Consider the following 26,369-nt stretch of genomic DNA (forward strand, 5'->3'; position numbering starts at 1 on the left):
CGGATTGGCCCTAGGGTGGCACGCATGGACGCCCCAGGCAAGACCAATCCCATCCCGCTGCGCCACCGCTTCACGCGTCGCTTCGCGCAGCTGCACGCACGGGATCATCGGCGGCTACCTGTCGGGGCGGGTGCTGCCGCCGACCGACCGCTTCGACGTGCTGGTCCGCCTGCTGGGCGCGTCACCGGCCGAGCAGGGCGCGCTCGCCACCGCCCGCGACCGGGTCGAGGAGGGCCGCCGTCCCGTGCCTTCCCCCGCCCCTGCCGCCCCTGCCGACTCTGCCGGCCCGGCGCACCCGGTGCCCCGGCAGCTGCCGGCGGACGTGCCCGCGTTCACCGGCCGGGCGGCGCGCCTCGCCGACCTCGACGCCGTCCTCGCGGGCGCCGGGGCCCGGGTCGTGCTGATCGCCGGCACCGCCGGCGTGGGCAAGACCGCCCTCGCCGTGCACTGGGCGCACCGCGTCGCCGACCGGTTCCCCGACGGCCAGCTCTACGTCGACCTGCGCGGGTACGACCCCCGCCAGCCCGTCGACCCCGGCGACGCCCTCGCCGGGTTCCTCCGCGGGCTCGGCGTGCCGGCGTCGGGCATTCCCGCCGCGACCGACGAACGCGCCGCCCGCTACCGGACCGAGGTCGCCGGCCGGCGGCTGCTCGTGGTGCTGGACAACGCCGCCGACGCCGGCCAGGTCCGCCCGCTGCTGCCCGGCACCTCCACCGGCGCGGTCGTCGTCACCAGCCGTGACACGCTCGGCGGCCTCGTCGCCCGCGACGGCGCCCACCCGGTCCGCCTCGGCCGGCTCGACCGGGCCGACTCCCGCGTCCTGCTGCGGCGGCTCCTCGGCCCCGGGGCCGGCCCGGGCACCGTGGACCTCCTCGCCGACCGCTGCGCCGGCCTGCCGCTCGCGCTGCGCATCGCCGCGGCCGGCCCGTCACCGCACTGCTCCGGGGTCCCCGCCGACCTGGCCGCGTTCGACGCCGACGGCGACCCGCACACCGCGCTGCGGTCGGTGTTCTCCTGGTCGCTGCGCCGCCTCGACCCGCCCGCCGCGCGCGCCTTCCAGCTGCTCGGCCTGTACCCCGGCCGGGTCTTCGACGACGCCACCGCCACCGCCCTCGCCGGCGGGCCCGCCGGGGCGCCGCTCGACGAGCTGGCCCGCGCGCACCTCGTCGAGCCGGCCGACGGCGGCTACACCATGCACGACCTGTTGCGGGCCTACAGCGCGGAGCTCGCCGCGCTCCTGCCGCCCGGCGAGGCGGGGGCCGCGCTGGACCGGCTCGCCGCGCACCTGCTGGACACCGCGACCGCCGCGACCGCGACCCTGTTCCCCCACGACCGCGCCGGCGCAGAGCCCACCGCCATGGACGGTCCCGAGGCGGCGGCGCGATGGCTGGACCGGCACCGCGCCGCGCTCGTCACCCTCGCCGGGTCGCGGGCCGCCGTCGCCCTGTCGCGGGTGCTGTGGCGATACCTGGAGGTCGGCGGCCACTACCGGGAGGCGCTCGCGCTGCACGCCGCCGCCGCGGCGCACGGCGACGCCGGCGCGCACACCGACCTCGGCGCCGTCCACTGGCTGCTCGGCGACCACGACCTGGCGAAGGTCCACTTCGGGCGGTCGCTGGACGGGCACCGCGCCGCCGGTGACGCGGCCGGCGAGGCGCGCGCCACCGCCCGGCTGGCCCTCGTGCACGAGCGGCTCGGCGATCACGACGAGGCGCTCGCCCGGCTGCGGGACGCCCTGGCCGCCTACCGGGCGCTCGGCGACCGCCACGGCGAGGGCGCCCAGCTGCTCAACCTCGGCTTCACGCTGTACCGCATCGGCCGGCACCCGGAGGCCCTCGACCATCTGCACCGGGCGGCGGCGCTGTTCGCCGACCTCGGCGACCGGCGCCTCGAGGGTTACGCGCTGGGCAACCTCGGCGCCGTCTTCAGCGCCACGGGCCGCCACGACGCGGCGCTCGCGCACCTGCACCTGGCCCTGGAGCGGTGCGTCGAGGCCCGTGACCGCGGCGGCGAGGGCACCGCGCGGGGCACGCTCGGGGTGGCGTACCACCGCCACGGCGACCACACGAAGGCCCTCGGCCACCTGCGGCGCGCGCTCACCGTCGCCCGCGCCACGGGCGAGTGCGGCCTGGAGGTCGAGACCCTCAACGCCCTCGGCGACGTGCTGCTGGCCACGGACCGCCCGGACGCGGCGGTGCACCGGTTCGCGGCGGCCCGCGCCCTCGCCGAACGCACCGGCGACCGGCACGGGCTGGCTCGCGCCGTCGACGGGCTCAGCAGGGCACGCCGTTGACGGTCAGGTCGTGCGGCGCCTCCGTCGCGGCGGCCGACGCGGTCCAGCCGAACCGCACCGACCGACCCGTGTCGATGACGGCGTTGTACGGCATGTTCGTCGCCGTGACCGCGAACGGGTTCGGCTGCTCCATCCTGGCCTGCCAGACGCCGAGGTTGCCGGTCGCGGTGCTGAAGGTCCACCTGGCCGTCCAGCCGTCGATGGCCGGGCCGTGGTTGGTGATCGTGAGGTCCGCGACGAACCCCCCGTCCCACGCGAAGAAGCGGTAGTCACAGCTGAAGTCCCCAGCTGGGGCGGCGGCCGACGCGGGCGAGGCCAACGGGAGCGGCAGGAGCGCGGCGACGGCGAGGATGGCGGAGCGGAACACGGTGCCTCCGGGACGGGGTGTGACGGGCACGGACACGCGCCGGACCCGCGGCTCACACGCCGCGTCCGGCCGCTCGGCTCCCACCGCGGCTCGCGGCCGGAATCTACCGAGCCCGAGCCGGGCGGGTCAACAGGCCCGGATCCCGCCCGATCGGACGACGCGACGTCGGTGGCGGAAATGCTCAGACGATCGCCGGTCGGGGCCGATGAGGAGAGGGCAGACCCAACTCCAGAGGAGGGCCGGGAATGGCCGAGGCTACCGGCGAACGACGCCGCTCCGGATTCCGTGACCTGTCCGTCGCCTGGAAGCTGGGCACCCTGGCGGGCGTGGTGTCCGTGCTGCTGCTGGCGATCGGGGTGTTCGGCCTGATCCAGCTCGGCGACGCCCAGGATCGCCTGGACCTGATGTACAACAACAACCTGCGCACGGTGCAGAACGTCGACGAGGTCAGCTCGGACTACCGCGATATCCGGTTCCGGCTCCGGGACGTCGCCCTCGCGCAGACCCCGGCCGAGAAGGACGCCGCCGATCAGGCGCTGCGGACAGCCGTGGAGGGGCTCGACACGAGCTGGCAGACGTTCGCCGCCGGCGGCGGGCAGGGCGGCGCGGCCGACCGGGAAGCGTTCGAGTCCTCCTGGAAGGCGTACCAGGACCTGCTCACGACGCAGCTGATCCCGCTGGCGAAGGCCAGCGACTACGACGGCTTCAACAAGGTGACCAAGGGGCAGGGCGCGTCGATCGCGGCCACGATCGACACCGCGCTCACCAATCTGGTGGAGCTGGAGAACAAGGCCGCCCAGACGACGCTCGCCGAGTCGAAGTCCGCGTACGACTCCTCGCGGGTGCTGTCGATCGGGCTGATCGTGGTGGCACTGGTGCTCGCGTTCACGATCGTGCTGATGATCAGCCGGGCGATCTCCAGGCCGCTGCAGGAGACGGTCGCGGTCCTGTCCGCCATGGCCGAGGGGCACCTCGACCGGCGGGTCACGGTGGTGAGCCGCGACGAGGTCGGCCGGATGGGCACCGCTCTCAACAGCGCGCTGGAGCGGCTCGCCGACACGGTGAGCACGGTCGTCGACTCCGCCACCCAGCTGACCAACGCGTCGAGCCAGATCAGCGGCGCCTCCCAGAGCCTGTCGCAGGCCGCGACCGAGCAGGCCGCCAGCGTGCAGGAGACGACCGCCAGCATCGAGCAGATGACCGCCGGCATCGCCCAGAACAGCGACAACGCCCGCACCACCGAGAGCATCGCGGCCAGCGCCGCGACCGAGGCCCAGGACGGCGGTGGCGCGGTGCAGAAGACGCTCGACGCGATGAAGCAGATCACCAGCAAGATCGGCATCATCGACGACATCGCCTTCCAGACCAACATGCTGGCCCTGAACGCGACCATCGAGGCGGCCCGGGCCGGGGAGCACGGCAAGGGCTTCGCCGTGGTGGCGACGGAGGTCGGCAAGCTCGCCGAGCGCAGCCAGATCGCGGCGCAGGAGATCAGCGAGCTGGCCGCGGGCAGCGTGACGACCGCGGAGCACGCCGGCACCCTCCTCGACAAGATCATCCCGAGCATCACCAGGACCTCGGACCTGGTCCAGGAGATCGCCGCCGCCAGCGGCGAGCAGTCCACCGGCGTGCACCAGATCAACATCGCGATGACCCAGATCGGCAAGGTCACCCAGCAGACCGCGTCGTCGAGCGAGGAGCTCGCGGCCACCGCCGAGGAGATGGCGGCGCAGACGCATCAGCTGCAGAACATGATGGCGTTCTTCACGACCGGCACGGGCGGCGGGCGCCGCGCCACGAACGGCGGCCGTTCGCCGCGGGAGACGGCGAAGCCGCAGGCCAAGAGCCTGAACTACGGCACCTCGCAGTATTCGCCGCGGGCCGACCTCCCGGTCGCCGAGATCGACGAGAGCAAGTTCGACCGCTTCTGACCGGGTCCGGCGGGCCGGCCTTCAGACGAGCAACTGCTCGCGGCTCACGTTCTCCGCGACGAGGGGTCCGACGTCCAGGATCAGCGCCACCTCGCCGTTGCCGAGGATCGTCGAGCCGCTGATGCAGCGGGCCTCGCTGAACAGCACCCCCAGCGGTTTGATGACGGTCTGGAACTGCCCGAGCAGGGTGTCCACGACCAGCCCCGCCCGCTGCCCGGACTGCTCGATGACGACCACGTTCTGCCGCCGCGGCGGCTGCCCCGCGATGTCGAAGATCGTCCGGAGCCGGACGAAGGGCAGCACCTCACCCCGCAGGTACATGCAGTCGCGGCCGGAGGCGTTCGGCGGCAGCTCCACGCACTCGGTGACCCGGTCCAGCGGCACGATGAACGCGCTGGTCCCGACGCCGACCAGGAACCCGTCGATGATGGCGAGCGTCAGCGGCAGCCGGATCCGGAAGGTGGTGCCCGCCCCGGCGGCCGTGTCGACCTCGATGGTGCCGCGCAGCTCGGCGATGTTGCGGCGCACGACGTCCATCCCGACGCCGCGGCCCGAGAGGTTCGACACCGTCTCCACGGTCGAGAAGCCGGGCTCGAAGATGAGGTCGAACACCTCGTGGTCGCTCATGACGGTGCCCGCCTGGACCATGCCGCGGTCGACGGCTTTGGCGAGGATGCGCTCGCGGTTGAGCCCACGGCCGTCGTCGGCGACCTCGATGACGATGGACCCGGCGTCGTGGAAGGCGTTGAGCCGCAGCTTCCCGCGCACCGGCTTGCCCTCGCGCTCCCGCTCCGCCCGGGGCTCGACGCCGTGGTCGAGGGCGTTGCGGACCAGGTGCAGCAGCGGGTCGCCGATCCGCTCGACGAGCGCCTTGTCCATCTCCGCCTCGCCGCCGGTGATGATCAGGTCGACGTCCTTGTCCAGGTCGACGCAGACGTCACGGACGACCCGCTCGAAGCGGCGCAGCGTGGTGCCGATGGGCACCATCCGCAGCGACAGCGCGCTGTGCCGGACCTCCTCGACGAGTCTCATGACCTCGCCCTGCGCCTCCTCGTCGCCGTCGCCGTCGCCGTCGCGGCGGTGGATCCCCACGCTCGACTGGGCGATGACGAGCTCGCCGACGAGGTCGATGAGCTTGTCCAGGCGGTTGGCGTACACCCGGATGGTCTGGGTCTCCTGCGACCGGCTGTCGGCCGTCTTGCGCTGCTTGCCCAGCGCCGCCTCGACCACGGGCTTCGGCACGGCCTGCGTCTCGATCAGGATCTCGCCGAGCGGCGGCAGCGTGTCGCCGGACCGGTTGCGCTCCTGCTGGATCCGCAGCGCCCTGGCGATCTCCAGGTCGGTGGCGGCGCCGCTGCGGACCAGCAGGTCACCGAGCCGGTCCTGGTCGGGCAGCTCCTCGATCACCGTGACGTAGTCGTCGGCGGGCACGATCGCGATCTGGCTGTCCTCGCGGACGAAGTCGAAGACCCCCTCGATCTCCGTCTTCGGCGCGCCGCTGACGAACTCGGCCTCGAAGCCGAGGTAGCAGGTCTCCGGGTCCATCAGGTCGGGCTCGGGCAGGGCGTCGGTCAGGGTCGTGACCCGGGTGACGGTGCCCATGCTGCCGAGATAGCGCAGGAACGACAAGGGGTCCATGCCGTTGCGCAGGCTGTCGGGTCCGAACCACAGCGTGAGCCGCCACGTCCTGAGCCCGTCATTGCTCTGTTCTTCGGCGGCGGCGGGTGTACGAGCCGGCGCCTCCCCCTCGGTGAGGAACGGCTGGAGCGCGGCGAGCAGCCGGTCGCCGTCGACGGTCTCGGCCGGTGTCGCCTCGGTCCGGCCGGAGGCCACGCCCTCGACCATCGAGGAGACGTGGTCGCCGCACGGCAGCAGCGCGCTGACCAGCTCCGGGGTCACCGCCAGCTCGCCCTCGCGGAGCGAGTCCAGCACGGTCTCCACCACATGCGTGAACGCCACCAGATGGGCCAGGCCGAACAGCCCCGCCGACCCTTTGAGGGTGTGCATCGTGCGGAAGAGTGCGTTGACGGTCTCCTCGGCGCTCGGGTCGTCCTCGAGGCCGAGCAGGCCCTCCTCGAAGTCCTGCAGCAGCTCCCGTGCCTCGGTGATGAAGGTGTCGAGGGCGTCGTTGAGGTCGTCGCTCACCATCGTGCTCCCGTCAGTCCAGCTCCGCGCTGAGGTGGGCGGTCTCGAACACCGACCGGACGGGGCCGCTCGGGTCGTGGAAGGTCAGGGCGGTGCCCCGCTGCTCCGCCTCCCGCCGGGCGGCGAGCAGGATCTGCAGGCCGGCGGTGTCCAGCTCGGTCACGCCCGAGAGGTCGAGCTCGGCCGGCACGGGACTCTCCGCGAGGAACGCCCGCACCCGGGCCTGCTGCTCGGCCGCCGCGACGATGGTCAGCTCGCCGTCGAGCTCCAGGCGCCGGGCCGGCACGGTCACGGCATGACCAGCTTCGACACCGCCGCCAGCATCTGGTCCGGCTGGAACGGCTTGGTGACCCACGCCTTCGCCCCGGCCGCCTGCGCCTGCCGCTTCTTGTCCTCCTGCGACTCCGTCGTCAGCATGATGATCGGGGTGAACCGGTAGGACGGCAGCTTCTTGACCTCGCCGACGAGCGTGATGCCGTCCATGTTCGGCATGTTCACGTCCGAGATGATCAGGTGGATCCGCCGGCCGTCGAGCTGCTTCAGCGCGTCCTTGCCGTCGGTCGCGGCCACCACCTCGTAGCCCGCGCCGCGCAGCGCGATGGTGACGACCTGCCGTACCGACGCCGAGTCATCGACGATCAGAATGGTCTTCGACATCAGGTGCCCCCTCTAGAAGAACGTGATCTCTGATTCGGGCACCGCGGCGGTCTTGGCGCCGGTGAGGTGCGCCTCCCGCTCCTGGTGCATCGTGTACGTGGCGGCGAGCTCGTCGAGCAGCCGCTGGGCGTTCAGGGACCGGTCCTCGGCGACGACGACCGGCATCCGGTCGATGTTCTCCCGCAGGTGCTCCAAAACCTGGCCGATCCGGTCCTGGAACTGCAGGTTGACGATGGCACCGGCGACCCCCGACCGGATCCCGACGGCGGCGCGTTCGAGCTGGTCGGAGGAGTCGCGCAGGCCGGCGAGCACGGCGCCGAGGTCGTCGAGGACCTCGCTCACCTCGCTGTTGGCCCGGGTGACCGCCACGCCCTCGCGCTCGGCGTCGCCCTCGGCCTTGCTCAGCGCGGAGGCGATCGCGCCGGCGATGCCCTCGACGCGGCGCGCCATCCGCTCGCTGGTCTGGAACGACCGCTCCGCCAGCTGGCGGACCTCCAGGGCGACGATGCCGAACCCGGCGCCGGCCTCGCCGGCCCGCGCGGCCTCGATCGACGCGTTGAGCGCCAGGAGGTTGGTCTGCGCCGCGATCTGGGCGACCTCGGCGGTCATCTGCTTCAGGTCGTCGTTGAGGCCGAGCAGCGCCTCGAGGTCCCGCAGCGCCTCACGTTTCGAGGTCAGGGCGGCGTCGAGGGTGTGCACGACGCTGCCGAGGCGCTGCCGGCCGCGCTCCAGCGCGCCGCCGCCGTGGCTGTCCTCCAGCGCCGCGCTCGACGAGGCGAGCACCGCGTCGAGGTTGTCGACGATCTGGCTGAACTCGGTGGTCACCGCGCCGACCGCGGCCTCCATCTGCGTCCGCGACGACTCGATCTGGCTCGACCAGACGGGGGCGACCGCGCCGGCGAACTCGGTGACGCTGCGCGCGTAGTCGGCGGTCGCGGCGCGCGCCGCCGCCTCCTCCCGCCCGGCGCGGACGGCGCGCAGCGCCCCGGCCTTGTAGCCGGCGGCCAGGCCGGCGGCGAGGGCGACGACGACGATCAGGAACTCAACCATGGGTACGGATCACCTCGGCGATGGCGGTCAGCGGCACTTCCCGGTCGACGGCACCCAGCCGGACCGCTTCCTTCGGCATACCGTGCACGACACAGGTCGCCTCGTCCTGCGCGACGGTGAGCGCGCCGGCGGTCCGCATCTCCAGCAGCCCGCGGGCGCCGTCGTCGCCCATCCCGGTCATGATCACGCCGAGCGCGTGCCGGCCCGCGACCTTCGCGACGGACCGGAAGAGCACGTCGACGGAGGGCCGGTGCCGGTTGACCGGAGGGCCGTCGCTCACCTTGACCCGGAAGCGGGCGCCGTCGGAGAGGACCTGCATGTGCCGGCCGCCCGGCGCGACGAGGGCCAGCCCGTCGGCGACGAGGTCGCCGTCGGCGGCCTCGCGGACCTCGATCGCGGACAGCACGTCCATGCGCTCGGCGAACGCGGCGGTGAACTTCTCCGGCATGTGCTGCACGATCACGATGCCCGGGCTGTCGCGGGGCAGCGCCGTCAGCACGGTCTCGAGGGCCTGCGTGCCGCCGGTGGAGGTGCCGATGGCGATGATCCGGCCGGCCGACACCACGGGCGGGGCCACCGCGGCAGGTCGCGGCGCGGCAGCGGCGGGGGCCGTCCCGGCCCGGTTCAGGCGGGCGACCTTGCCGGCCGCCGCCGCCCGGACCGCCGCCACGATGTCGCCGCTGTCGTCGGCCATGAACTGCTTCAGGCCGGTGCTGGGCTTGGGCACGACGCCGGCCGCCCCGGCCGCCAGGGCGTCCATCGTGGCGCGGGCGCCGCGCTGGCTCAGCGTCGAGCAGATGATCACCGGCGTCGGCCGGGTCGCCATGATCTTCTTGAGGAACGTGATGCCGTCCATCCTGGGCATCTCGATGTCGAGCACGACGACGTCCGGCCAGGCCCGGTTCATCAGGTTCATCGCGAAGATCGGATCCGAGGCGCATCCGAGCACCTCGATGCCGGGGCTGTCCGCCAGCCGCTTGGACAGCACCTGGCGCACCACCGCGGAGTCGTCGACGATGACGACGCTGATCCCCTTACCGGTCATGACCCGCTCCGGCCGGCCGGCGCTCCTGATGCTGCACCCACACGTCGCCCGTGCCGAGGTCGAACACCAGCTGCCGGGATCCGGTGCCGCCCAGATGCTTCGCGGCCAGGTGGAAGCCGTGCTCGCGCAGCAGCAGCAGGCCGGTCTCGATGTTGTCCCGCGGGACGCGCGGCACCGGGCCGGGCGATCCGCCGGGGAACTGGTCGCCGCCGCCGAAGATCTTCGCCTGGTAGTCCGTGGGACGGGTGCCGTTGCGCCCGAGCTCGCGCAGGAACAGCTGGACCGCCTCGTCGGCGTAGCGACCGCTCAGCGTGGGGTGCTCCCCCGGCGGGGCGGCGCGGTGGGACAGCAGGTAGTGGCACATCCCGCCGACCAGCAGCCGCGGGTGCCACAGCGTGATGGCGACGCAGGAGCCGAGGACGGTGCGGATGCGGGTGCCGGCCCCGGCGAAGTGGAAGTCGCCCGGGTTGAGGAAGACCTCGGTCACGCTACCCACGGTCGTCTCCGAGGCGGTAGATCGACGGCTGGACCGCCCGCAGCCGCGACGGGATGCCGTTGAGCGTCTCGGACAGGCTGACGATGAGGTAGCCGCCCGGGTGCAGCATCTCCTGCAGCCGCCCGATCACCCGCGCCTTCGTCTCGGGCTCGAAGTAGATCATCACGTTGCGCAGCATGATCACGTCGAACCGGCCGAGGCGGGTCAGATCCTCCAGGAGGTTCGCGCCGAGGAACGTCGTGCGCGCCCGCAGCTCCCGGTCGACGGCCATCAGGCCCTCGTACTCGGCCCGGCCCTTGCGGCAGTACCGACGCAGCATCACCTTCGGGATCCGCTCCGCCGCCGAGATCGGGTAGATGCCGGCCGCCGCGCCGGCCACCACCCGCGACGAGATGTCGGTGCCGACGATCTCCCACGGCCGGTCCGGCAGCGCCTCGGCGAGCACCATCGCCGCGCTGTACGCCTCCTCGCCGCTGGAGCTGGCGGCGCTCCACAGCCGGAACGGCCGGTGCACGCGCTGGGCGCGGTACGCCGGCGCGACGACCTCGCCGAGGAACTCGAAGTGCCGCGGCTCGCGGAAGAAGAACGTCTCGTTCGTGGTCAGCAGGTCGATCGCCTGCCGGGTCTCCGTGGCGTGCTGCGGTGACCGGATCAGCCGGAGGTACTCCGTGTAGCTGGACAGGCCGAGCTTGCGCAGGCGCTTGTCCAGCCGCCCCATCACCAGCGTCTCCTTGCCCGGCGCGAGCCGGATCCCGGTGCACTGGTGGAGGAGCTCGCTGACGGCCTGGAACTCCGCGGCGCTGATCTCCGTGGGGCCGGCGAGTGACCGCGTCATGACGACCGGATCGCCCGGTCGGCGCCGCCGTTCCCTTCCGCTCCGGCCGGCAGCGCCGTCACGAGGTCCGCCATGTCGTTCAGCGACAGCACGTGGTCGATGTCGAGCACGATGATGAAGTCGTTGTCGCGCTTCGCCATGCCGCTGATGAAGTCGGCCCGGATGCCGGCGCCGAACGCCGGTGCCGGCTCGATGTCCTCCGCCGTGAAGGACTCGACCTTGCTGACCGCGTCGACGAGGACGCCGATGTCCTGGCCGTCGCGGCCGTCCCCGGTGACGGTGCCCGCGCCGGTGTCGCCGGACCCGGGCATCCCGCGGATGTGCACGATGATGATGCTGGTGCGCCTGGCGATGCTCGTGGCGCCCTTGGCGAAGCGGATCGCGAGGTCGATGACCGGGACCGCCCGGCCGCGCAGGTTGATGACGCCGCGGACGAAGTCGGGCGTCATCGGCACGACCGTGAGATTCCGGTATTCCAGGATCTCGGTGATGTGGAAGATGTCCAGCGCGTAGGACTCGCCGTTCAACGTGAAGGTCAGGTATCGCTTCGCGTCGCCGGCGGTGCTGTCGCCGGGACCGCCGCCACGGGGCGCCGCCTCAACGCTCACTGGTCTCCCCTCCCGGGCGGACGGGCGCTCGGGACACGCCCACCAGGAGACCTATCGGCCCCGCCGCCGGCGCCTGAAGGGGAACAGGGCACAAGATCAGACAAATCCTCCCCGGGGCGCGGCGGCCGGACAGCGCCGTGAAGGAACCGTGAAATGCTCGGCCCCGTGCGGACATGTACAGGCGACACGAACGCCGCATGACGGGAGCCACCCTTGGCACGAGCCCCTAGCGCCGCCCGCTTCGAAGCACTGTACCGGTCCTGCTACCAGGACCTGCTCGGCTACGCGCTGCGGCGCGTCGACCGGCCGGAGTCGGCCGCCGACGTGGTCGCCGACACGTTCCTGACCGCCTGGCGCCGCATCGACGAGATCCCCGACGAGCAGGCCAGACCCTGGCTGTTCGGGGTCGCCCGCAACGTCATGGCCAACCACCAGCGCGCCGACCGGCGCCGCGCCGACCTCGGGGCGCGGCTGCGGCAGGAGCTCGCCGGCGCCACCACGATCGAGCCTTCGGTGCCGCCGGAGATCGCGCACGCGTTCCGCGCGCTGCCCGAGGGCGACCGGGAGGTGCTGCGGCTGGTGGCCTGGGAGGGGCTGAGCGCCGACGAGATCGCCGTCGCGTTCGGCTGCACGGTCAACGCCGCCCGGATCCGCCTGCACCGAGCGCGCCGCCGCTTCGCGGAGGCGCTGCGCACACCCACCTTCACCAGCCGTGAGAGGAGCCACCGTGACTGACGTCGACGAGGAGCAGGATCACCTGATCCGGCTGCTCTCCCCCACCGTGCACGTCCCGGAGCCCGCCCGGGCGGCCGGCGAGGACCTGCTGCACGCCATCCTGGACACCGGCGCGCCGGCGACGAACTGGCGGCGCCGCCTGTTCGTCGGGGTGCCGGTCGCGGCCGGGCTCACCGTCGCGGCGCTCGTCGCCGGGTCGCTGCTCACCGCGCCGAAGCCGGCCAACGCGGCGCTCACCTTCACCGAGGGCGACGGGTTCCTGACCGTCACGATCAAGGACCCCGCCGCCGACCCCCAGCGGTACCGTGACGAGCTCGCGAGACGCGGGCTCAACATCAAGATCGAGCTGGTGCCGGCGAACCCCGAGAACGTCGGCAAGGTGGTCTTCGAGGAGTCGGGCGCCCCGGGGCTGGAGGCGATCGAGGATCCCGGCCGGTGCACCGCCAACGGGTCGTGCCAGGTCGGGTTCAAGGTGCCGCTGAACTTCTCGTCCTACGCGGTCGTGGCGTTCGGCCGGACCCCGCTGCCGGGCGAGTTCATCGAGGGCGGCTCCACGGAGCAGAACGCCGTCGGCGGGTCCCTGATCGGCAAGCGGGTCTCCGAGGCGCGCCAGATCCTCGCCTCGAAGGGCATGACGGCCGAATACCGCGTCGGCCCGAAGTCCATGGCCGCCCCGGCCGATCAGGTGCCCGGCGACTGGATCGTGTTCGACACCGCGCCGATCCCCGGGAACATCATCGTGCTGTGGTCGTCGGCGGACGGCAAGCCGCCGGCCCCGACCGGCGACGACACCCCGCGCCCGCCCGCGTCGACCAGGCCCGGCGCACCCGCGTCGGCCAGCGCCGGCCCGGGCGCCTCCTCGATGCCCGTGACCAGCTCCAAGGCCGGCTGACCAACGGGCGGGTCATCGCCCGGGCGGCGGGATCTCCCCCGACCCCCGGGCGATGTACCGCGTCGGCAGCGTCACCGCCGCCGCGGGTCCGGTGTCGCCGTCGAGCCGGGACAGCAGGAGCAACGCCGCCCGCCGCCCCAGCTCCGCCGGGTCCTGCGCGATCACCGACACCGGCGGGTCGAGCATGTCGGCGAGGGGGAAGTCGTCGAAGCCGACGTGCGCGACGGTGCGGTGCAGCCCCAGCTCCACCAGCGCCCGCCGGGCGCCGACGGTCAACCAGTTCTGCGCGGTCACCAGCGCGGTGGGCGCGGGCGCGGCGGCGAACATCTCCGTCACCGCCTGCCGGGCCGCCTCCGCGGTGCGCACGTCCCGGCGCACCCACGCCGGCCGGGTCGCCCCCGCCGCCTGGACGAACCCCGCGTGCCGCTCGCGGGCCGTCCACAGCGACGAGTGGTCGGCGACGAACCCGATGTCGCGGTGCCCCAGGTCGTGCAGCGCCCGCACGGCCCCCGCGACGCCGCCGCGGTTGTCGGCGGTGACGGTGTCCAGGCCGGGCACCGGCGAGGCGCGGTCGACGCAGACGATCGGCGTCCCGTCGCGGTGCGCCGCCGCCAGCTCCCCGTCGGGCGCGCCGGTCGGCACCACGATGAGCCCGTCGACGCGCCTGGTGCGCAGCACCCCGAGCAGCTCCCGCTCCCGGTCGGGCTCCTCGTCGCTGCTGCCGGCGAGGACCAGCAGCCCGCGCTGCACGCCGACGTCCTCGACGGCCCGGTGCAGCGCGGAGGAGAACGGGTTGGCCACGTCCTGCAGCACGAGCCCGATCGTGTTGGTGCGCCGGTCGGCGCGGCGCAGGCTGGTGGCGGCGGTGTCCTTGCGGTAGCCGAGCTGCCGCGCGGCGTCCAGGACCCGGCCGGTGAGGTGCGGGTCGACCGGCACGCCGTTGATGACCCGGGAGACCGTCGCCAGCCCGACGCCCGCGAGCGCCGCGACGTCCTTCATCGTGGCCCGCCCACGGTCACTCATGTATGGACATCTTTCTCTATGAAGCGCACACTGTCGAACACTCGCCAGGAAACGTTTCCTCAACCCTACCGGTCACCCCGCCGAAGGGACCACCGCCATGCGTACCGTTCGGTTCCTGCTCGTCGCCGCCCTCGTCGCCGGCGCCCTGTCCGCCGCCGCTCCGGCCGCCGCGAGCCCGTCCAGCGACTACCCGGAGTTCCCGTACCCGGCCACCGCCGCCTACGACGAGCCGTTCCGCGGCCAGTTCCACTTCAGCTCGCGCAGCGGCTGGATGAACGACGTCAACGCCCCGCTGTACTACAACGGCCAGTACCACCTCTTCTACCAGCACAACCCGCACGGCCTCGGCTGGGACACCATGCACTGGGGACACGCGACCAGCCCCGATCTCGTGCACTGGACGCAGAAGCCGGTCGCCCTCGAGCCGGGCGCGCACCCCGGCGATCTGTTCTCCGGCGCCGGCGTCGTCGACACCACCAACGCCTCGGGGCTGAAGACCGGCGCCGACGCCCCGATCGTCGTGTTCACCGGCACCAACGGCGTCTCGATCGCCTACAGCACCGACGGCGCCCGCACCTTCCAGAGCTACGACCGCGGCCGGAAGGTCGTGACCCCGACCGGCACCAGCCGCGATCCGAAGGTGCTGTGGGACGCCGCCCGCGGCCGGTGGGTCATGGTCGTCTGGTCCGACGGCGGCGGCAACGGCGTCAACGTCTACACGTCGGCGAACCTCCTCGACTGGACCTATCGCAGCCGGTACGCCGCGGGCTGGCTCTTCGAGTGCCCCGACTTCTTCCCGCTGCCCGTCGACGGGAACGCGGCGAATATCCGCTGGGTGATGACCGACGCCTCCGGTGAGTACGTCACCGGCACGTTCGACGGCGCCGTGTTCACCCCCGACTGGACCGCGCCGCAGCGCATGGACCAGGGCCGCAACAGCTTCGACGGCACGTTCTACGCGGGCCTCACGTTCAGCAACATGCCCGACGGCCGGACCGTGCAGATGGCCTGGCAGCCCGGCAACCGCGGCGGCACCTGGACCGGCAACGCGTCGTTCCCCGTCCAGCTGGGGCTCATCAGCACGCCCGCCGGGCCGCGCGTCACCCGGTTCCCCGTCGCCGAGATCGCCTCCCTGCGCCAGGGCACCACGACCTGGTCGAACCGCACGATCACCACCGACCCGGCCACGGACCCGTTCGCCGGCATCACCGCCGACACCTACGAGATCCTCGCCGAGTTCGACGTCGGCGCCGCCACCGCCACCCAGTTCGGGTTCCAGCTGCACCGCCGCGCGGACGGCGGCCACGACCGGGCCGTGGTCTACGACCGGGCCGCGCAGACGCTGTACGGGGCGCCGCTGGCACCCCTGAACGGGCGGGTCAAGGTGCGGCTGCTCGTGGACCGCGGCCAGCTGGAGGTGTTCGGCAACGACGGCCGGCTCTCCTTCACCGACAACGTGAACTTCAACTCCGCGGCGGGCAGCCAGGGCATCCGGCTGTTCGCCACCGGCGGCTCCGTGCGGCTGGTCTCCGCCGAGCTCCACCGGCTGGGCTCCGCGTGGGGGCAGGGTCAGTCCACATTGGAGTCGAACCTCGCCGGGCCGTGGCGCGCCGCGGGCGGGTCCTGGGGCGACGCCGCGACCGGCAAGCGCGGCACCGCGAGCGGTGACGCGTTCTACCTGAGCAACACGACCGCCGCCGACCTCACCTACGAGGGCGACGTCACGATCGCCTCCGGCACCGCCGCCGCCCTCACCTTCCGGGCCAACGCCGACGCCACCCAGCACTACACCGCCAACGTCGACGCGTCCGGGGTGGTGAAGCTGTGGCGGCCCGGCCGGGTCATCGCCACCGCGCCAGCGGCGGTCGTCCCGGGCCGGACCTACCACCTGAAGGTCGTCGCCGCCGGCGCGAGCATCAAGGCGTACCTCGACCACGGCACGACTCCGGTCATCGACGCCACCGACACCGCCTACAGCAGCGGCTACCTGGGCGCCAACGTCTTCAACGGCACCGCCACCGTGCAGAACCTGACGCTGAACGGGCCCGGGTTCGCGACGAACCTCGCCGGCCCGTGGCAGCCCGTCGGCGGCACCTGGACGACGACCACCGCCCGGGCCGGCGCCCGCGGCACCAGCGCCGGCGACACGTTCTACCTGAGCCGGACCGTCGCCGCCGACTTCACCTACGAGGGCGATCTGACGATCGTCAACGGCACCGCCGCCGCCCTCACCTTCCGGGCCAACGCCGACGCCACCCAGCACTACACCGCGAACATCGACGCGTCCGGGGTGGTGAAGCTGTGGCGACCCGGCCGCGACATCGCCACCTACCCGACGGCGATCGTCCCGGGCCGCACCTACCACCTGAAGGTCGTCGCCTCGGGCGCGAGCATCAAGGTGTACCTGGGCGGCGGCGGCACCACGCCGGTCATCGACGCCACCGACACCGCCTACAGCAGCGGCTACCTGGGCGCCAACGTCTACGACGGCACGGGGGTGGTGCAGCGCCTCACCCGCGGTTAGGCGGCCAGCGGCACCGGATCGGGGCACGGCCTTCGGCACCGCAACGCCGACACCACCGTCGACGTCACCCGGTCCGGCTCCGGCATGCCGTCGACCGACAGCAGGATGCCGCGGTAGCGGTACCACTGCAGGATCGGCTCCGTCACCCGGTGGTACAGCGCGAGGCGGCGGCGGATGACGGGCTCGGTGTCGTCGGTGCGGTGCTCGATCGCGGAGCGGGCCAGCAGGCGGCGGACCACCTCGTCGTCGTCGACGCGCAGGTGCAGCGCGACGTGCGCGGTCGCTTCGAGCGACGCGGCGATCCGGTACGCGGCCCACGCCTGCGCGGGCGTGCGCGGGTAGCCGTCGAGCACGTAACCGCCGCCATCGGCCGTCGCGTCGGCGAGGGACCTGCGGACCAGGTCCTGCATGACGCCGTCCGGCACCAGGTCGCCGCGGTCCAGATGCTCCTGCACGGCCCGGCCCAGGCTCGTGCCGAGCGCGACGTGGCGGCGCAGCAGGTCACCGGTCGCGAGGTGCGGCACGCCGAGGCGGGCTGCGATCCGCGCTCCCTGCGTGCCCTTGCCGGCTCCTGGTGGCGCGATCATCAGTACCCGCATGGTGTCTCCAATCGCTGGTGCGTGGCTACCCATGAATCCTGCGGCGGCCCCGGCACCGCGGCATGGGTCAGATGACTGCTTCCCTGGCTACCGTTGGGGTCGGGGGATGACCGTGACGCTTCCAGCGGAGCAGGGCGAACTACGCGGCCGGGCACCCGAGCTGCGGACGATCGACGCGGTGCTCGCCGGCGCCGACCCGCCCGGCCCGAGCCTGCTGCTGCGCGGCGACCCGGGCACCGGCAAGACCGCGCTGCTCGACGCCGCCGCCGCACGGGCCGGCGCGGCCGGGATGCGGGTGTTGCGGGCGGCGGGCGCGCCCTTCGAGTCCGGGATCCGCTTCTCGACGCTGCACCAGCTGCTGTACGCCACCCGGGACTTCGCCGGGCAGCTCCCCGACGACCAGCGCGACGCCCTCGCCCATGTGCTCGGCCGCGCCGGCGCCCGGGAGGCCGAGCCGCTGGTGCTGTCCACGGCCGTGCTCGCCCTCGTCGCCGAGGTCGCGGCGGGCCGCCCGCTGCTGCTGGTCGTCGACGACGTCCAATGGATCGACGCGGCGAGCGCGACCGTCCTCGGGTTCCTCGCGCGGCGCGTCGCCGGCACCCACGCGCGGTTCCTCGCCGCCGTCCGGTCGGGCGCGGGTGGCGTCTTCGACGAGACGCGGCTGCCGGAGCGGACCGTCGGCCCGCTGTCCGCGCGGGCCGCTGCGGCGCTGCTGGACGCCCACCACCCCGGCCTGCCCGGCGTCGTGCGGCGGCGGCTGCTCGACGACGCCGCCGGCAACCCGCTCGCGCTGCTGGAGCTGCCGGCGGTGCTCACGCCCCGGGAGCGGTCGGGTCAGGCCGCCCTGCCCGCGTTCCTGCCGCTCGGCGACCGCCTCGAGGCGGCGTTCGCCGCCGGGCTCGCCGAGTTGCCGGAGCCGACCCGGGCCGTGCTCCTGCTGGCCGCGCTCGACCCCGACGCCGACGTCGCCATGGTGCGGGCCGCCGCCCGCCCGCACGCCGACCTCCGCGACCTGTCCCCGGCGAAGCGGGCCGGGCTGATCCGCGTGGTCGAGGGCGGCCGCCTGGAGTTCCGCCACCCGCTGATCCGCGCCGCGGTCGCCCAGCTCGCCACCGCCGACGAGCGGCGGCACGCGCACCTCGCCGTCGCCCGGACACTCGGGCCCGCCGTCGCGGCGACGCCGGCAGGGTGCCGCGGGACCGCACCGGAGCGCCGCGCCCGCCACCTCGCCGACGCCGCGACCGGACCCGACGAGGTCGTCGCCCGCGCGCTGGACGAGGTCGCGCAGGCCGCCTGGACCGGTGGCCGCGGCGGCCGGCCCCGCGGCGGTGCCGCCGGCGCGGTCAGCGCGCTCGTGCGCGCCAGCGAGCTCAGCGACCGGCCGGGGCAGCGGTCCCGGCGGCTCGTCGAGGCGGCGTTCCTCGCCAACGTCACCGGCCAGCTCGACCGGGTGCCGCAGCTGCTCAACGACGCCGGGCAGACCCCCCACACCGCCACCGGTCTCGTGTTCGCCGCCACCGCGCACCTGCTGACCAACGGCAGCGGCGACGTCGACGCGGCCCACCGCCTCCTCGCCCGGGCGCTCGACGACCTCGACGGCACGCCGGGCGACGGCTGGGACGCCTACGGCGTGCTCTACGCGCTGCTGTTCGTGTGTGTCTACAGTGGACGTCCTGGGCCGTGGGAGCTGCTGCGGGCGGCGCTGACCAGGTTCGACCCGCGGGCCGTCACCGCGCTGCAGCTGTGCTACGACGCGTACGCCGACCCGGTCGGCACCGCCGGCCCGCTGCGGCACCGGCTCTCCACCGCGTTCGAGGACCTGTCCAGCGACCCGGCGCCGTGGCAGTTCATCCCGCTCACGTACGCCGCCGTCGAGCTCGACGCGCTCGCCGCCTACCGGCACCTGTGCCACCGCGTCATCGACCGGGAACGCGACGGCGGCATCGTCACCGTGGTCATCGCCGGGCTGCTGATGCTCAGCGTCGACTCGATCGCGCACGGGCAGTGGGACGAGGCCGAGCGGCTGGCGGAGGAGGCCCTCGAGATCGCCCGCGCCGACGGCTATCACCTGCTCGAAGGGCAGCTGCGGTGCCGGCTGGCGCTGATCGGGGCGTACCGCGGCGACGCCACCCGCACGCGGATGCTGACCGACGAGGTGACCCGCTGGGCGGCGCCGCGCGGCGTCGGGCTGACGCAGGCCCTCGCGTGGCAGGCCCGCGCCGTCGCCGCGCTCGGCCGGCGCGACTACGAGGACGCCTACGTGCAGGCGGCCCGGATCGACGGGCCCGGGCACCCGAGCCTCGGCGTGCCCGGCCGGTGGATGGTCCTCGACACCGTCGACGCGGCCGTCCACATCGGACACCTCGACGAGGCGCGGGCGCACGTCGACGCCGCGCGGCAGGCCGGGCTCGCCGACGTGTCGTCCCGCACCGCGCTGCTCACCGCCGGCGCCGCCGCGATCGCCGCCCCCGACGACGACGCCGAGCGGCTCTACGCGGCCGCGCTCGCGCTCCCGTGCGCCGACCAGTGGCCGTTCGAGCAGGCGCGGATCCGGCTCGCGTACGGCGAATGGCTGCGGCGCACCCGCGACACCACCAGCGCCCGGCTGCAGCTGCGGGACGCCCTGGAGAGCCTGGACCGGCTCGGTGCCCAGCCGTGGGCGGACCGGGCCCGCAACGAGCTACGCGCCGCGGGCGTGGCCACCGTCGGGTCCGGACCGGCGGCGCTGACCCCGCAGGAGCGGCAGATCGCCACGCTCGCCGCGACCGGGCTGACCAACAAGCAGATCGGCGAGCGGCTGTTCCTGTCGCACCGCACGGTCGGCGCCCACCTGCACCGGGCCTTCCCGAAGCTCGGCATCACCTCGCGCGCCGCCCTCGCCGGCGCCCTCGATTCGCGGGCCGGCACCTCCGCTCCGGCGCTCTGAATCGCGCCGCTCCAGGCCGCCGCGCTCACGCGACCGGGTAGTTGCTCCGCAGCACCCCGGCCGGGTCGCGGCGCCGCTTCACCTCGCGCAGCCGGGCGAGGACGCCGGGCGCGAACGCGTCCCCGACCGACTCGCCGCCGCTGAGCGCGGTCAGTGGCTTGCGACCGGCGACGGCCGGGCCGAGCGCGGCGACGATCTCGCGCTGCCGCTCCCGGATCGCGGCCGCCCGCTCCGGCGTGGCCGGGATCCCCAGCGTGTACAGCGAGTACGGCTCCGTGAGCGGGCCGAACGGGCTGTCCGACGGGCCGGCGAACGCGCCGCCGAGCTGCCGCACCTGGATGGCGAGCAGCGGGTCGACGGGCCGGTCCAGCAGCGCGCCGGCCACGCCGTCGAGGTCGTGCAGCAGCGCGCTGAACGACAGCCCCGGCGACGGGTCGACCGGCTCGGCCGTGATCGAGCCGAGGTCGGCGACCGGCAGCACGGCGCGGCTGTCACTCATCGGCGGGCCGGCGTCCGCGAACGGTTTCGTCAGGGCCGCGCCGGTCGCCGCGTCGCCGAGGTACGTGACGTCGACGGCGACGAGCGGCGGCCCGCTCGGGAACCGCATCAGCTCGAACCACAGGGTCAGCTCGCGGGGCGCCTCCCAGGCGACGTCCCGGAACGCGGCGAGGACCCGCGGCGCCCGGTCCGCCGGCCAGAGCATCCGGCCGCCGTACAGGACCGGGGCGGGGTGCAGGCGGAACTCGACGGCCGTGACGACCGCGACGTCGCCGCCACCGCCGCGCAGCGCCCAGAAGAGCTCGGCGTCGCTGTCCGCGGTGACCTTCGCCGGTACACCGGCGGCATCGACGACGTCGAAGGCGGTGACGCTGTCGGCGGCCCATCCGAACGCACGGCCGAACCAGCTCATCCCGCCGCCGAGCGTGTACCCGGTGACGCCGACGACCGGCGAGCTGCCGGCCAGGCCGGTGAGCCCGCGCGGGCCGGCGGCCGTCTGGACCGCGCCCCAGGTCGCGCCCGCGCCGACCCGTGCGGTGCGCGCCGCGGCGTCGACGTGGACCTGGTCGAGCCGGCCGGTCCGCAGCAGGATCGCGTCGCCGGTGTTGCCGGTGGCCCCGTGCCCGGTCGGCTGCGGCGCCACGGCCAGCCCCGCCGCCGCCGCGAACCGCACGACGGCGGCCACGTCCGCGGCGTGAGCGGCCTCGACGACGGCGGCGGCCGGCTGGTCGACCGCGAGGTTCCAGGGGCGGCGGGCGGCGTCGAACCCGTCGTCGCCGGGCAGCAGGACGCGGCCCTCGACGGCTGTACGCAGTGCGGTGAGCTTCGGCATGCGCTCCAGTCTCGGCCGGACCCGCACGATGATCAACGCGCTTTTGTGGCACGATCATGAAGCGGGACTTCACGATCGGGGGCGGCATGCTGGAGCGGCACGAGCTGGACGCCTTCATCGTCCTCGCCGAGGAACTGCACTTCGGGCGGACCGCCGGACGGCTCGGCGTGTCGACGACCCGGGTCAGCCAGACGATCCGGAAGCTGGAGCGGCGGGTCGGGGTGCCGCTGTTTCACCGCACCAGCCGGCGGGTGGAGCTGACCGACGCCGGGCGGCGGCTGCACGACGACGTCCAGCCCGCGTGGGCGCAGATCGAGGCGGCGGTGCGGCGGGCCGTCGCCGCCGGGCGGGGCATGGCCGGCGAGTTCGTCGTGGGCTTCGTCGGCGCGGCCGCCGGCCAGCTGGTCATCCAGGTCGCCGACCTGTTCCGGCGCCGGCACCCCGGCTGCGAGGTGCGGATCCGGGAGGCGCAGATCGCGGAGGTCGTCCCGTGGCTGCACGACGGCTCCGTGGACGTGGCGCTCACCGGGCTCCCCGTGGACGACCCGCTCCTGGACACCGGCCGCGCCCTGGTGCGGGAGGCGCGCATGCTCGCGGTGTCGTCGCAGCACCCGCTCGCCCGCCGCGACACCGTGTCCGTGGAGGACCTCGCCGGCGTGCCGGTGCTCCAGCTGCCGTCGACCCTGCCCGCGTCGACCCTGCGCGACCGCAACCCCGGCAGCACCCCGGCGGGCCGCCCCATCCCGCAGGGCCCGCCGGCCGCCACGTTCCAGGAGGCGCTGATGCTCGCCGGCTCCGGGCGGGGCGTCCTGCCGGTCGGCGCGCACGTGCGGCGCTACTACGTGCGCCCCGACGTCGCCTACGTGTCCTTCCGCGACGCGCCGCCGGTCGAGTGGGGCCTGGCCTGGCACCGCGAACGGGCCACCGCCAAGGTCCTGGCCTTCGCCCGCGCCGCCGACGACCTGACCACCCACGACCCGTGACCCGCGACGCAACACCGCGGCGGACCGGCCGGCGCGCTACTCCGCCGGGCGCAGGACGGCGACCAGGAAGTCGGAGTCCGGCGTGAAGGGGCGGAGGTCCCAGGTGGCCAGCAGCAGGTCCGGGGCCAGGCCGGCGGTGTCGGCGTCGGCGAGGAAGTCGTCGAACCCGTAGCCGCGGCCGGCGCCGAAGCCGATGACGACCCGGCCGGCGCCCCGCAGGTGGGCCCGCATCCGGCGCAGGATCATGCGGCGGGTGTCCCTCGCGACGAACGTCATCACGTTGCCGGCGCAGACGATGGCGTCGAAGCCGTCGGGGACCTCGCGGGCCGGCAGGTCGAGCTCCGACAGGTCGCCGACGAGCCAGGTCGCGGACGGGTAGGAGTCCCGGGCGGCCGCGACCAGCACCGGGTCGAGGTCGACGCCGATCACGTCGTGGCCCATCCGGGCGAGGTGGCCACCCACCCGGCCCTGGCCGCAGCCAGCGTCGAGGATCCGGGCGCAGCGGGGCAGCATCGCGTCGACGAGGCGGGCCTCGCCGACGAGGTCGGCGCCCGCCTCGGCCATCGACCGGAACCGCTCGATGTAGCGTTGCGAGTGCTCCGGGTCGGCCTCGATGAGCTCGCGCCAGGCGTTGCGGTCCGACATCCGCTGTTCCCCTTCACTTTCGAAAAACCGAACCGGCGACCCGACGTCGATGGTTCGGCATGATGAGCCGGTGTCAGCGTCTCATCCGCGCGCCCTGGCGCCGATCGTGTTCGCCTACGCCACCTTCGTCCTCGCCGGCCTGAGCGCCGGGGTCGGCGGTGTGCTGCTGCCCGCGCAGCTGCTGGACTACCGCCTCGACAAGGCGACGATAGGCGTCACGTTCTTCGCGTTCTCGGCCGGGTTCCTGCTCGCCGGGGCGACCGCCGGGACGCTCATCCACCGGCTCGGGACCAGGGCGGCGCTGACCACGGGCGGCGCCGCGTTCATCGCCGCGGGGCTCGGCACGGCGACCCGCCCGGCGTTCGCGGTGCTCGTCGGGGTGCAGGTCGTCGCCGGGTACGGCACCGGCGTCCTCGAGTCGGTGCTCAACGCGTACCTCGCCGCCCTGCCCGGCTCCACCACGCTGCTCAACTGGCTGCACGCGTTCTTCGGCGTCGGGGCGCTGATCGGCCCGCCCCTCGCCACCTGGATGCTGGGCTTCACCGCGTGGACCTCGGTGTGGCTGGTCCTCGCCCTGGCGTGCGTGCCGATCGTCGCCGGCTTCCAGCTCACGCTGCGCGCCACCGCCGGCAGCACTCCTACCGGTGCCCTGGCCGGTGCCCCGACCGGCGTTCCGGACCCGCCGCCCGCCCGGGGTCTGGTCCGCTCGGCCGGCCGGCGGCCGGCGGTGCTGCTCGGCGCGGTGTTCCTCGCGGTGTACGTGGGGCTGGAGATCAGCGTCGGCAACTGGGGCTTCAGCTATCTCGTCGCCGAACGCGGCCACGGCGACCTCCTCGCCGGCTACACGGTCAGCGGCTACTGGCTCGGCCTGACCCTCGGCCGCTTCGTGCTCAGCCCGGCCGCGGCCCGCCTCGGCTGGACCGCGAACCGGCTGATGACCGCGTGCCTGATCGGCGTCACCCTGGCGGCGGCGCTGCTGTGGCTCGTGCCCGCGACGGCCGTGGCGGCCTTCGCGCTCCTCGGCTTCTGGCTGGGACCCGTCTTCCCCACCACGATGGCGATCGCGCCCGCCCTCGCCCCGGGCGGCCTCGCCCCCACCGCGATCGGCCTGCTCAACGGCGTGTCGGTGCTCGGTGGCGCGCTCTTCCCGTTCCTGGCCGGCGCCATCGCGGACCGGTCCGGGCTGTGGACCCTCGCCCCGTTCGCGCTCGCGCTGGCCGTCGCGGAGCTGCTCATCTGGTGGCCCACCGTCCGGCACATGACCACCGCGGCCCCCGTACAGCCGGCGCAGGGTTTGAACGCTTCTACGTAATTACGTAGAATCGTACTCATGGCGTCGTTGGAGGAGCGGGTGGCCGCGCTCGAGGCCCGGGTGTTCGGCGAGCCGTCCCAGGTGGACGGGTCGGCGTTCTGGGCGCTGGAGCGGCTGCGGGATCTGGCGCCGGACGAGGGTGCGGTGCTCTTCACCGGCACCGTCGACCTGCCGACCGGCGAGCACTACGACTGGCAGCTCGGCACGCCGGTCGGGCAGTTGCTGGACGAGGACTGGCAGGAGTTCGCGGCGGCGCTGGCGGCGCTCGCGCACCCGATGCGGCTGCGGCTGCTGCGGGAGATCCTCGGCGGCGTGCGGGCGAGCACCGACCTCGCCGCCACCGAGGGCCTCGGCACCAGCGGCCAGCTCTACCACCATCTGCGCCAGCTGACCGCCGCGGGCTGGCTGCGGACCGCCGGCCGCGGGCACTACAGCGTGCCGCCGGAGCGGGTCGTGCCGCTGCTGACCATCCTGGCGGCCGCCCGCCGCTGAGGAGTCCTTTGCCGGAAGGGAGCCAGACCATGCCGCACCGTGTCGTCGTGACCGTCGTGACCGCCCTGCTCACCGGGGTGCTCGCCGCGCTCCTGGCCGCGCCCCGGCCACCGCACCTGGGCCGGGCCACCACCGGGGACGCCGCCCTCGCCGCCGACCTCAGAGCGGCCGCCGGTGACCCCGACGGCTACCGCGGGCTCGCCGTCGCGCTGATCGGGCCAGGCGGGGTCCGGACGGCGGGCATCGGCGACCGCGGCGACGGGACGCCGGTCACCGCGGACACCCCGTTCGAGATCGGCTCCATCGTCAAGACGTTCACCGGCATGCTGCTCGCGGACTCCAGTGTCGAGCCGGACGAGCGGCTGCGGGCGCTCGTGCCGTCGATCGGCGGCCCCACCGGCGACGTGACCGTCGCGGAGCTCGCGAGCCACCGGGCCGGGCTGCGCAGCGTGCCGATCGGGTCGGCGGGACAGGCCGCCCGCCTGTGGTCCGCCAGGGTCAGCGGCGCCGACCCGTACCGGCGACAACACCGCGGATGGCTGCTGCACACCGCCGCTGGGCAGCGCCCCGGCGACGCGGGCACCGTGCACTACTCCAACTTCGGGGTCGCCGTCCTCGGCCAGGCGCTCGCCGAGCGGGCCGGCGTGCCGTATCAGGACCTGCTGCGCCGCCGGCTGCTCGACCCGCTCGGGATGGCGGCGACGACGGTCAACCCCGACGGCACCGCGCTGCCGGCCGGGCGCGCGACCGGCGGGACGGCGGCCGGGCGGGAGGTGGATCCGTGGCGGGGCGAGGGCTGGGCGCCGGCCGGCATCGGCGTCTGGTCGACCGCCGCCGATCTCGCCCGGCTGGTGACCGCCGTGCAGGCCGGCACCGCGCCCGGCATCGACGCGCTGACCCCGCGGTTCGACACGGGCGATGGCGGCGAGCGGATCGGCTACGGATGGTTCACCACCCGCTACGGCGGCACCGCGCTGACGTGGCACAACGGGGGCACCGGCGGGTTCCGCTCGTTCCTGGCCGTGGACCGCGCCACCGGCCGCGGCGTCGTCGTGCTCGGCAACACCGACCGCGACGTCGACCCCATCGGGCGGCGCCTGCTCGGTGTCACCCCGTCCGGCGCCACCGGTCCGGAGCGGACGCCGCTCGCGGTGCTGCTCGCCGTGGGCCTGAGCTTCCTCGGCGCGGCCGGCCTGCTCATCACGGCCAGAAGCCGCACCGACCGCGTCAGGCTCGCCACGTCGATGGTGTGGGCGGTGGTGATGCCGCTGCTCGCGCACCGGGCCGGCGACTGGCTGGCGGTCCCCGGCCTCGTCTGGGCGCTCGGCGTGGCCGCGTCCGCCGCCGTGCTCTGCGTGGCCGTCCCCCGCTGGCGCGACCTGCCGCTCGTCGCGGGCCGCCCGTGGTGGCGCTGGACCGCCGCCGCCTTCTCCGGGGCCGCGGCGGTCGCCGCGGTGCTGCTGGTGATGTGACCTGACCGT

The 26,369-nt window shown here is 74.3% G+C and carries 23 protein-coding genes; 10 read left to right on the forward strand and 13 right to left on the reverse strand.

What is annotated here, in order from left to right:
• Nucleotides 1–130: 130 nt before the first annotated feature.
• Nucleotides 131–2,293: a tetratricopeptide repeat protein gene (locus ABZ321_RS51020; protein ID WP_354903657.1), complete on the forward strand. Its 2,163-nt coding sequence runs from the start codon at nucleotides 131–133 to the stop codon at nucleotides 2,291–2,293.
• Here the strand turns inward: ABZ321_RS51020 and ABZ321_RS51025 are convergent.
• Nucleotides 2,274–2,660, reverse strand: coding sequence for a cellulose binding domain-containing protein (locus tag ABZ321_RS51025; RefSeq protein ID WP_354903659.1), 387 nt, complete (start codon nucleotides 2,658–2,660; stop codon nucleotides 2,274–2,276). The two genes, ABZ321_RS51020 and ABZ321_RS51025, sit on opposite strands and share 20 nt — an antisense overlap.
• Nucleotides 2,661–2,905: 245 nt before the next feature.
• Between ABZ321_RS51025 and ABZ321_RS51030 the strand changes: the two genes are divergently transcribed.
• Complete coding sequence (locus ABZ321_RS51030) at nucleotides 2,906–4,591, forward strand: methyl-accepting chemotaxis protein (protein ID WP_354903661.1); 1,686 nt, start codon at nucleotides 2,906–2,908, stop codon at nucleotides 4,589–4,591.
• Nucleotides 4,592–4,612: 21 nt separating this feature from the next.
• Here the strand turns inward: ABZ321_RS51030 and ABZ321_RS51035 are convergent, their stop codons facing one another.
• From ABZ321_RS51035 to ABZ321_RS51070, 8 genes are read right to left on the reverse strand one after another with little or no spacing between them, the layout of a single operon-like run.
• Nucleotides 4,613–6,736 carry a chemotaxis protein CheA gene (locus ABZ321_RS51035; protein WP_354903663.1) on the reverse strand — a complete coding sequence of 708 codons (2,124 nt, stop codon included), beginning with the start codon at nucleotides 6,734–6,736 and terminating at the stop codon, nucleotides 4,613–4,615.
• Nucleotides 6,737–6,749: 13 nt separating this feature from the next.
• Nucleotides 6,750–7,028, reverse strand: coding sequence for an STAS domain-containing protein (locus tag ABZ321_RS51040; RefSeq protein ID WP_344512638.1), 279 nt, complete (start codon nucleotides 7,026–7,028; stop codon nucleotides 6,750–6,752).
• Nucleotides 7,025–7,393 (reverse strand): response regulator, encoded by a 369-nt coding sequence (locus ABZ321_RS51045; protein WP_344512636.1) that lies wholly within the window; start codon nucleotides 7,391–7,393, stop codon nucleotides 7,025–7,027. Before ABZ321_RS51045 ends, ABZ321_RS51040 begins: the two co-directional genes overlap by 4 nt.
• Before the next feature lie 12 nt (nucleotides 7,394–7,405).
• Nucleotides 7,406–8,443 (reverse strand): methyl-accepting chemotaxis protein, encoded by a 1,038-nt coding sequence (locus ABZ321_RS51050; protein ID WP_344512634.1) that lies wholly within the window; start codon nucleotides 8,441–8,443, stop codon nucleotides 7,406–7,408.
• Entirely contained in the window at nucleotides 8,436–9,488 is a 1,053-nt protein-coding gene (locus tag ABZ321_RS51055) for a chemotaxis response regulator protein-glutamate methylesterase (protein WP_344512632.1), read from the reverse strand. The genes ABZ321_RS51050 and ABZ321_RS51055 overlap by 8 nt, the downstream gene beginning before the upstream one ends.
• Nucleotides 9,478–9,975, reverse strand: coding sequence for a chemotaxis protein CheD (locus ABZ321_RS51060; protein ID WP_354903665.1), 498 nt, complete (start codon nucleotides 9,973–9,975; stop codon nucleotides 9,478–9,480). The genes ABZ321_RS51055 and ABZ321_RS51060 overlap by 11 nt, the downstream gene beginning before the upstream one ends.
• 1 nt (nucleotide 9,976) lies before the next feature.
• Nucleotides 9,977–10,819, reverse strand: a complete 843-nt coding sequence (locus ABZ321_RS51065; protein WP_354903666.1) for a CheR family methyltransferase — start codon at nucleotides 10,817–10,819, stop codon at nucleotides 9,977–9,979.
• Nucleotides 10,816–11,427 (reverse strand): chemotaxis protein CheW, encoded by a 612-nt coding sequence (locus ABZ321_RS51070; protein WP_354903668.1) that lies wholly within the window; start codon nucleotides 11,425–11,427, stop codon nucleotides 10,816–10,818. The genes ABZ321_RS51065 and ABZ321_RS51070 overlap by 4 nt, the downstream gene beginning before the upstream one ends.
• 213 nt (nucleotides 11,428–11,640) lie before the next feature.
• Between ABZ321_RS51070 and ABZ321_RS51075 the strand changes: the two genes are divergently transcribed.
• Complete coding sequence (locus tag ABZ321_RS51075) at nucleotides 11,641–12,162, forward strand: sigma-70 family RNA polymerase sigma factor (protein WP_344512625.1); 522 nt, start codon at nucleotides 11,641–11,643, stop codon at nucleotides 12,160–12,162.
• The gene (locus ABZ321_RS51080) at nucleotides 12,155–13,054 is read left to right on the forward strand and encodes a hypothetical protein (protein WP_354903670.1); all 900 of its coding nucleotides are present in this window, start codon (nucleotides 12,155–12,157) and stop codon (nucleotides 13,052–13,054) included. The genes ABZ321_RS51075 and ABZ321_RS51080 overlap by 8 nt, the downstream gene beginning before the upstream one ends.
• A gap of 12 nt (nucleotides 13,055–13,066) precedes the next feature.
• Here ABZ321_RS51080 and ABZ321_RS51085 read toward each other — a convergent pair whose 3' ends face one another.
• Nucleotides 13,067–14,077 (reverse strand): LacI family DNA-binding transcriptional regulator, encoded by a 1,011-nt coding sequence (locus ABZ321_RS51085; RefSeq protein ID WP_354903671.1) that lies wholly within the window; start codon nucleotides 14,075–14,077, stop codon nucleotides 13,067–13,069.
• A gap of 97 nt (nucleotides 14,078–14,174) precedes the next feature.
• Between ABZ321_RS51085 and ABZ321_RS51090 the strand changes: the two genes are divergently transcribed.
• Complete coding sequence (locus ABZ321_RS51090; RefSeq protein WP_354903672.1) at nucleotides 14,175–16,601, forward strand: glycoside hydrolase family 32 protein; 2,427 nt, start codon at nucleotides 14,175–14,177, stop codon at nucleotides 16,599–16,601.
• Here ABZ321_RS51090 and ABZ321_RS51095 read toward each other — a convergent pair.
• On the reverse strand, nucleotides 16,598–17,200 hold the full coding sequence (locus ABZ321_RS51095; RefSeq protein WP_354903674.1) for an adenylate kinase: 603 nt from the start codon (nucleotides 17,198–17,200) through the stop codon (nucleotides 16,598–16,600). The two genes, ABZ321_RS51090 and ABZ321_RS51095, sit on opposite strands and share 4 nt — an antisense overlap.
• Nucleotides 17,201–17,312: 112 nt before the next feature.
• On the opposite strand from ABZ321_RS51095, the gene ABZ321_RS51100 reads away from it, so the two are divergent.
• Nucleotides 17,313–20,126, forward strand: a complete 2,814-nt coding sequence (locus ABZ321_RS51100) for an AAA family ATPase (RefSeq protein WP_354903676.1) — start codon at nucleotides 17,313–17,315, stop codon at nucleotides 20,124–20,126.
• A 25-nt stretch (nucleotides 20,127–20,151) separates the two neighbouring features.
• Here ABZ321_RS51100 and ABZ321_RS51105 read toward each other — a convergent pair whose 3' ends face one another.
• A complete protein-coding gene (locus tag ABZ321_RS51105) occupies nucleotides 20,152–21,456 on the reverse strand; it encodes an FAD-binding protein (protein WP_354903677.1) in 1,305 nt (434 codons plus the stop codon).
• Between the two features lie 56 nt (nucleotides 21,457–21,512).
• On the opposite strand from ABZ321_RS51105, the gene ABZ321_RS51110 reads away from it, so the two are divergent.
• Nucleotides 21,513–22,439, forward strand: coding sequence for a LysR family transcriptional regulator (locus ABZ321_RS51110; RefSeq protein ID WP_354903679.1), 927 nt, complete (start codon nucleotides 21,513–21,515; stop codon nucleotides 22,437–22,439).
• Nucleotides 22,440–22,475: 36 nt separating this feature from the next.
• Here the strand turns inward: ABZ321_RS51110 and ABZ321_RS51115 are convergent, their stop codons facing one another.
• On the reverse strand, nucleotides 22,476–23,084 hold the full coding sequence (locus ABZ321_RS51115; RefSeq protein WP_344514329.1) for a class I SAM-dependent methyltransferase: 609 nt from the start codon (nucleotides 23,082–23,084) through the stop codon (nucleotides 22,476–22,478).
• Nucleotides 23,085–23,154: 70 nt separating this feature from the next.
• On the opposite strand from ABZ321_RS51115, the gene ABZ321_RS51120 reads away from it, so the two are divergent.
• The 3 genes from ABZ321_RS51120 to ABZ321_RS51130 are packed head-to-tail and all read left to right on the forward strand — an operon-like array spanning nucleotide 23,155 to nucleotide 26,360.
• Entirely contained in the window at nucleotides 23,155–24,396 is a 1,242-nt protein-coding gene (locus ABZ321_RS51120; RefSeq protein WP_354903681.1) for an MFS transporter, read from the forward strand.
• Between the two features lie 18 nt (nucleotides 24,397–24,414).
• Nucleotides 24,415–24,888 carry a helix-turn-helix domain-containing protein gene (locus ABZ321_RS51125; RefSeq protein WP_344514333.1) on the forward strand — a complete coding sequence of 158 codons (474 nt, stop codon included), beginning with the start codon at nucleotides 24,415–24,417 and terminating at the stop codon, nucleotides 24,886–24,888.
• A 29-nt stretch (nucleotides 24,889–24,917) separates the two neighbouring features.
• Nucleotides 24,918–26,360 (forward strand): serine hydrolase domain-containing protein, encoded by a 1,443-nt coding sequence (locus ABZ321_RS51130; protein ID WP_354903683.1) that lies wholly within the window; start codon nucleotides 24,918–24,920, stop codon nucleotides 26,358–26,360.
• Nucleotides 26,361–26,369 lie beyond the last annotated feature (9 nt).

This window comes from Dactylosporangium sp. NPDC006015 (assembly GCF_040614215.1).
GTDB classification, from domain to species: Bacteria; Actinomycetota; Actinomycetes; order Mycobacteriales; family Micromonosporaceae; genus Dactylosporangium; species Dactylosporangium maewongense.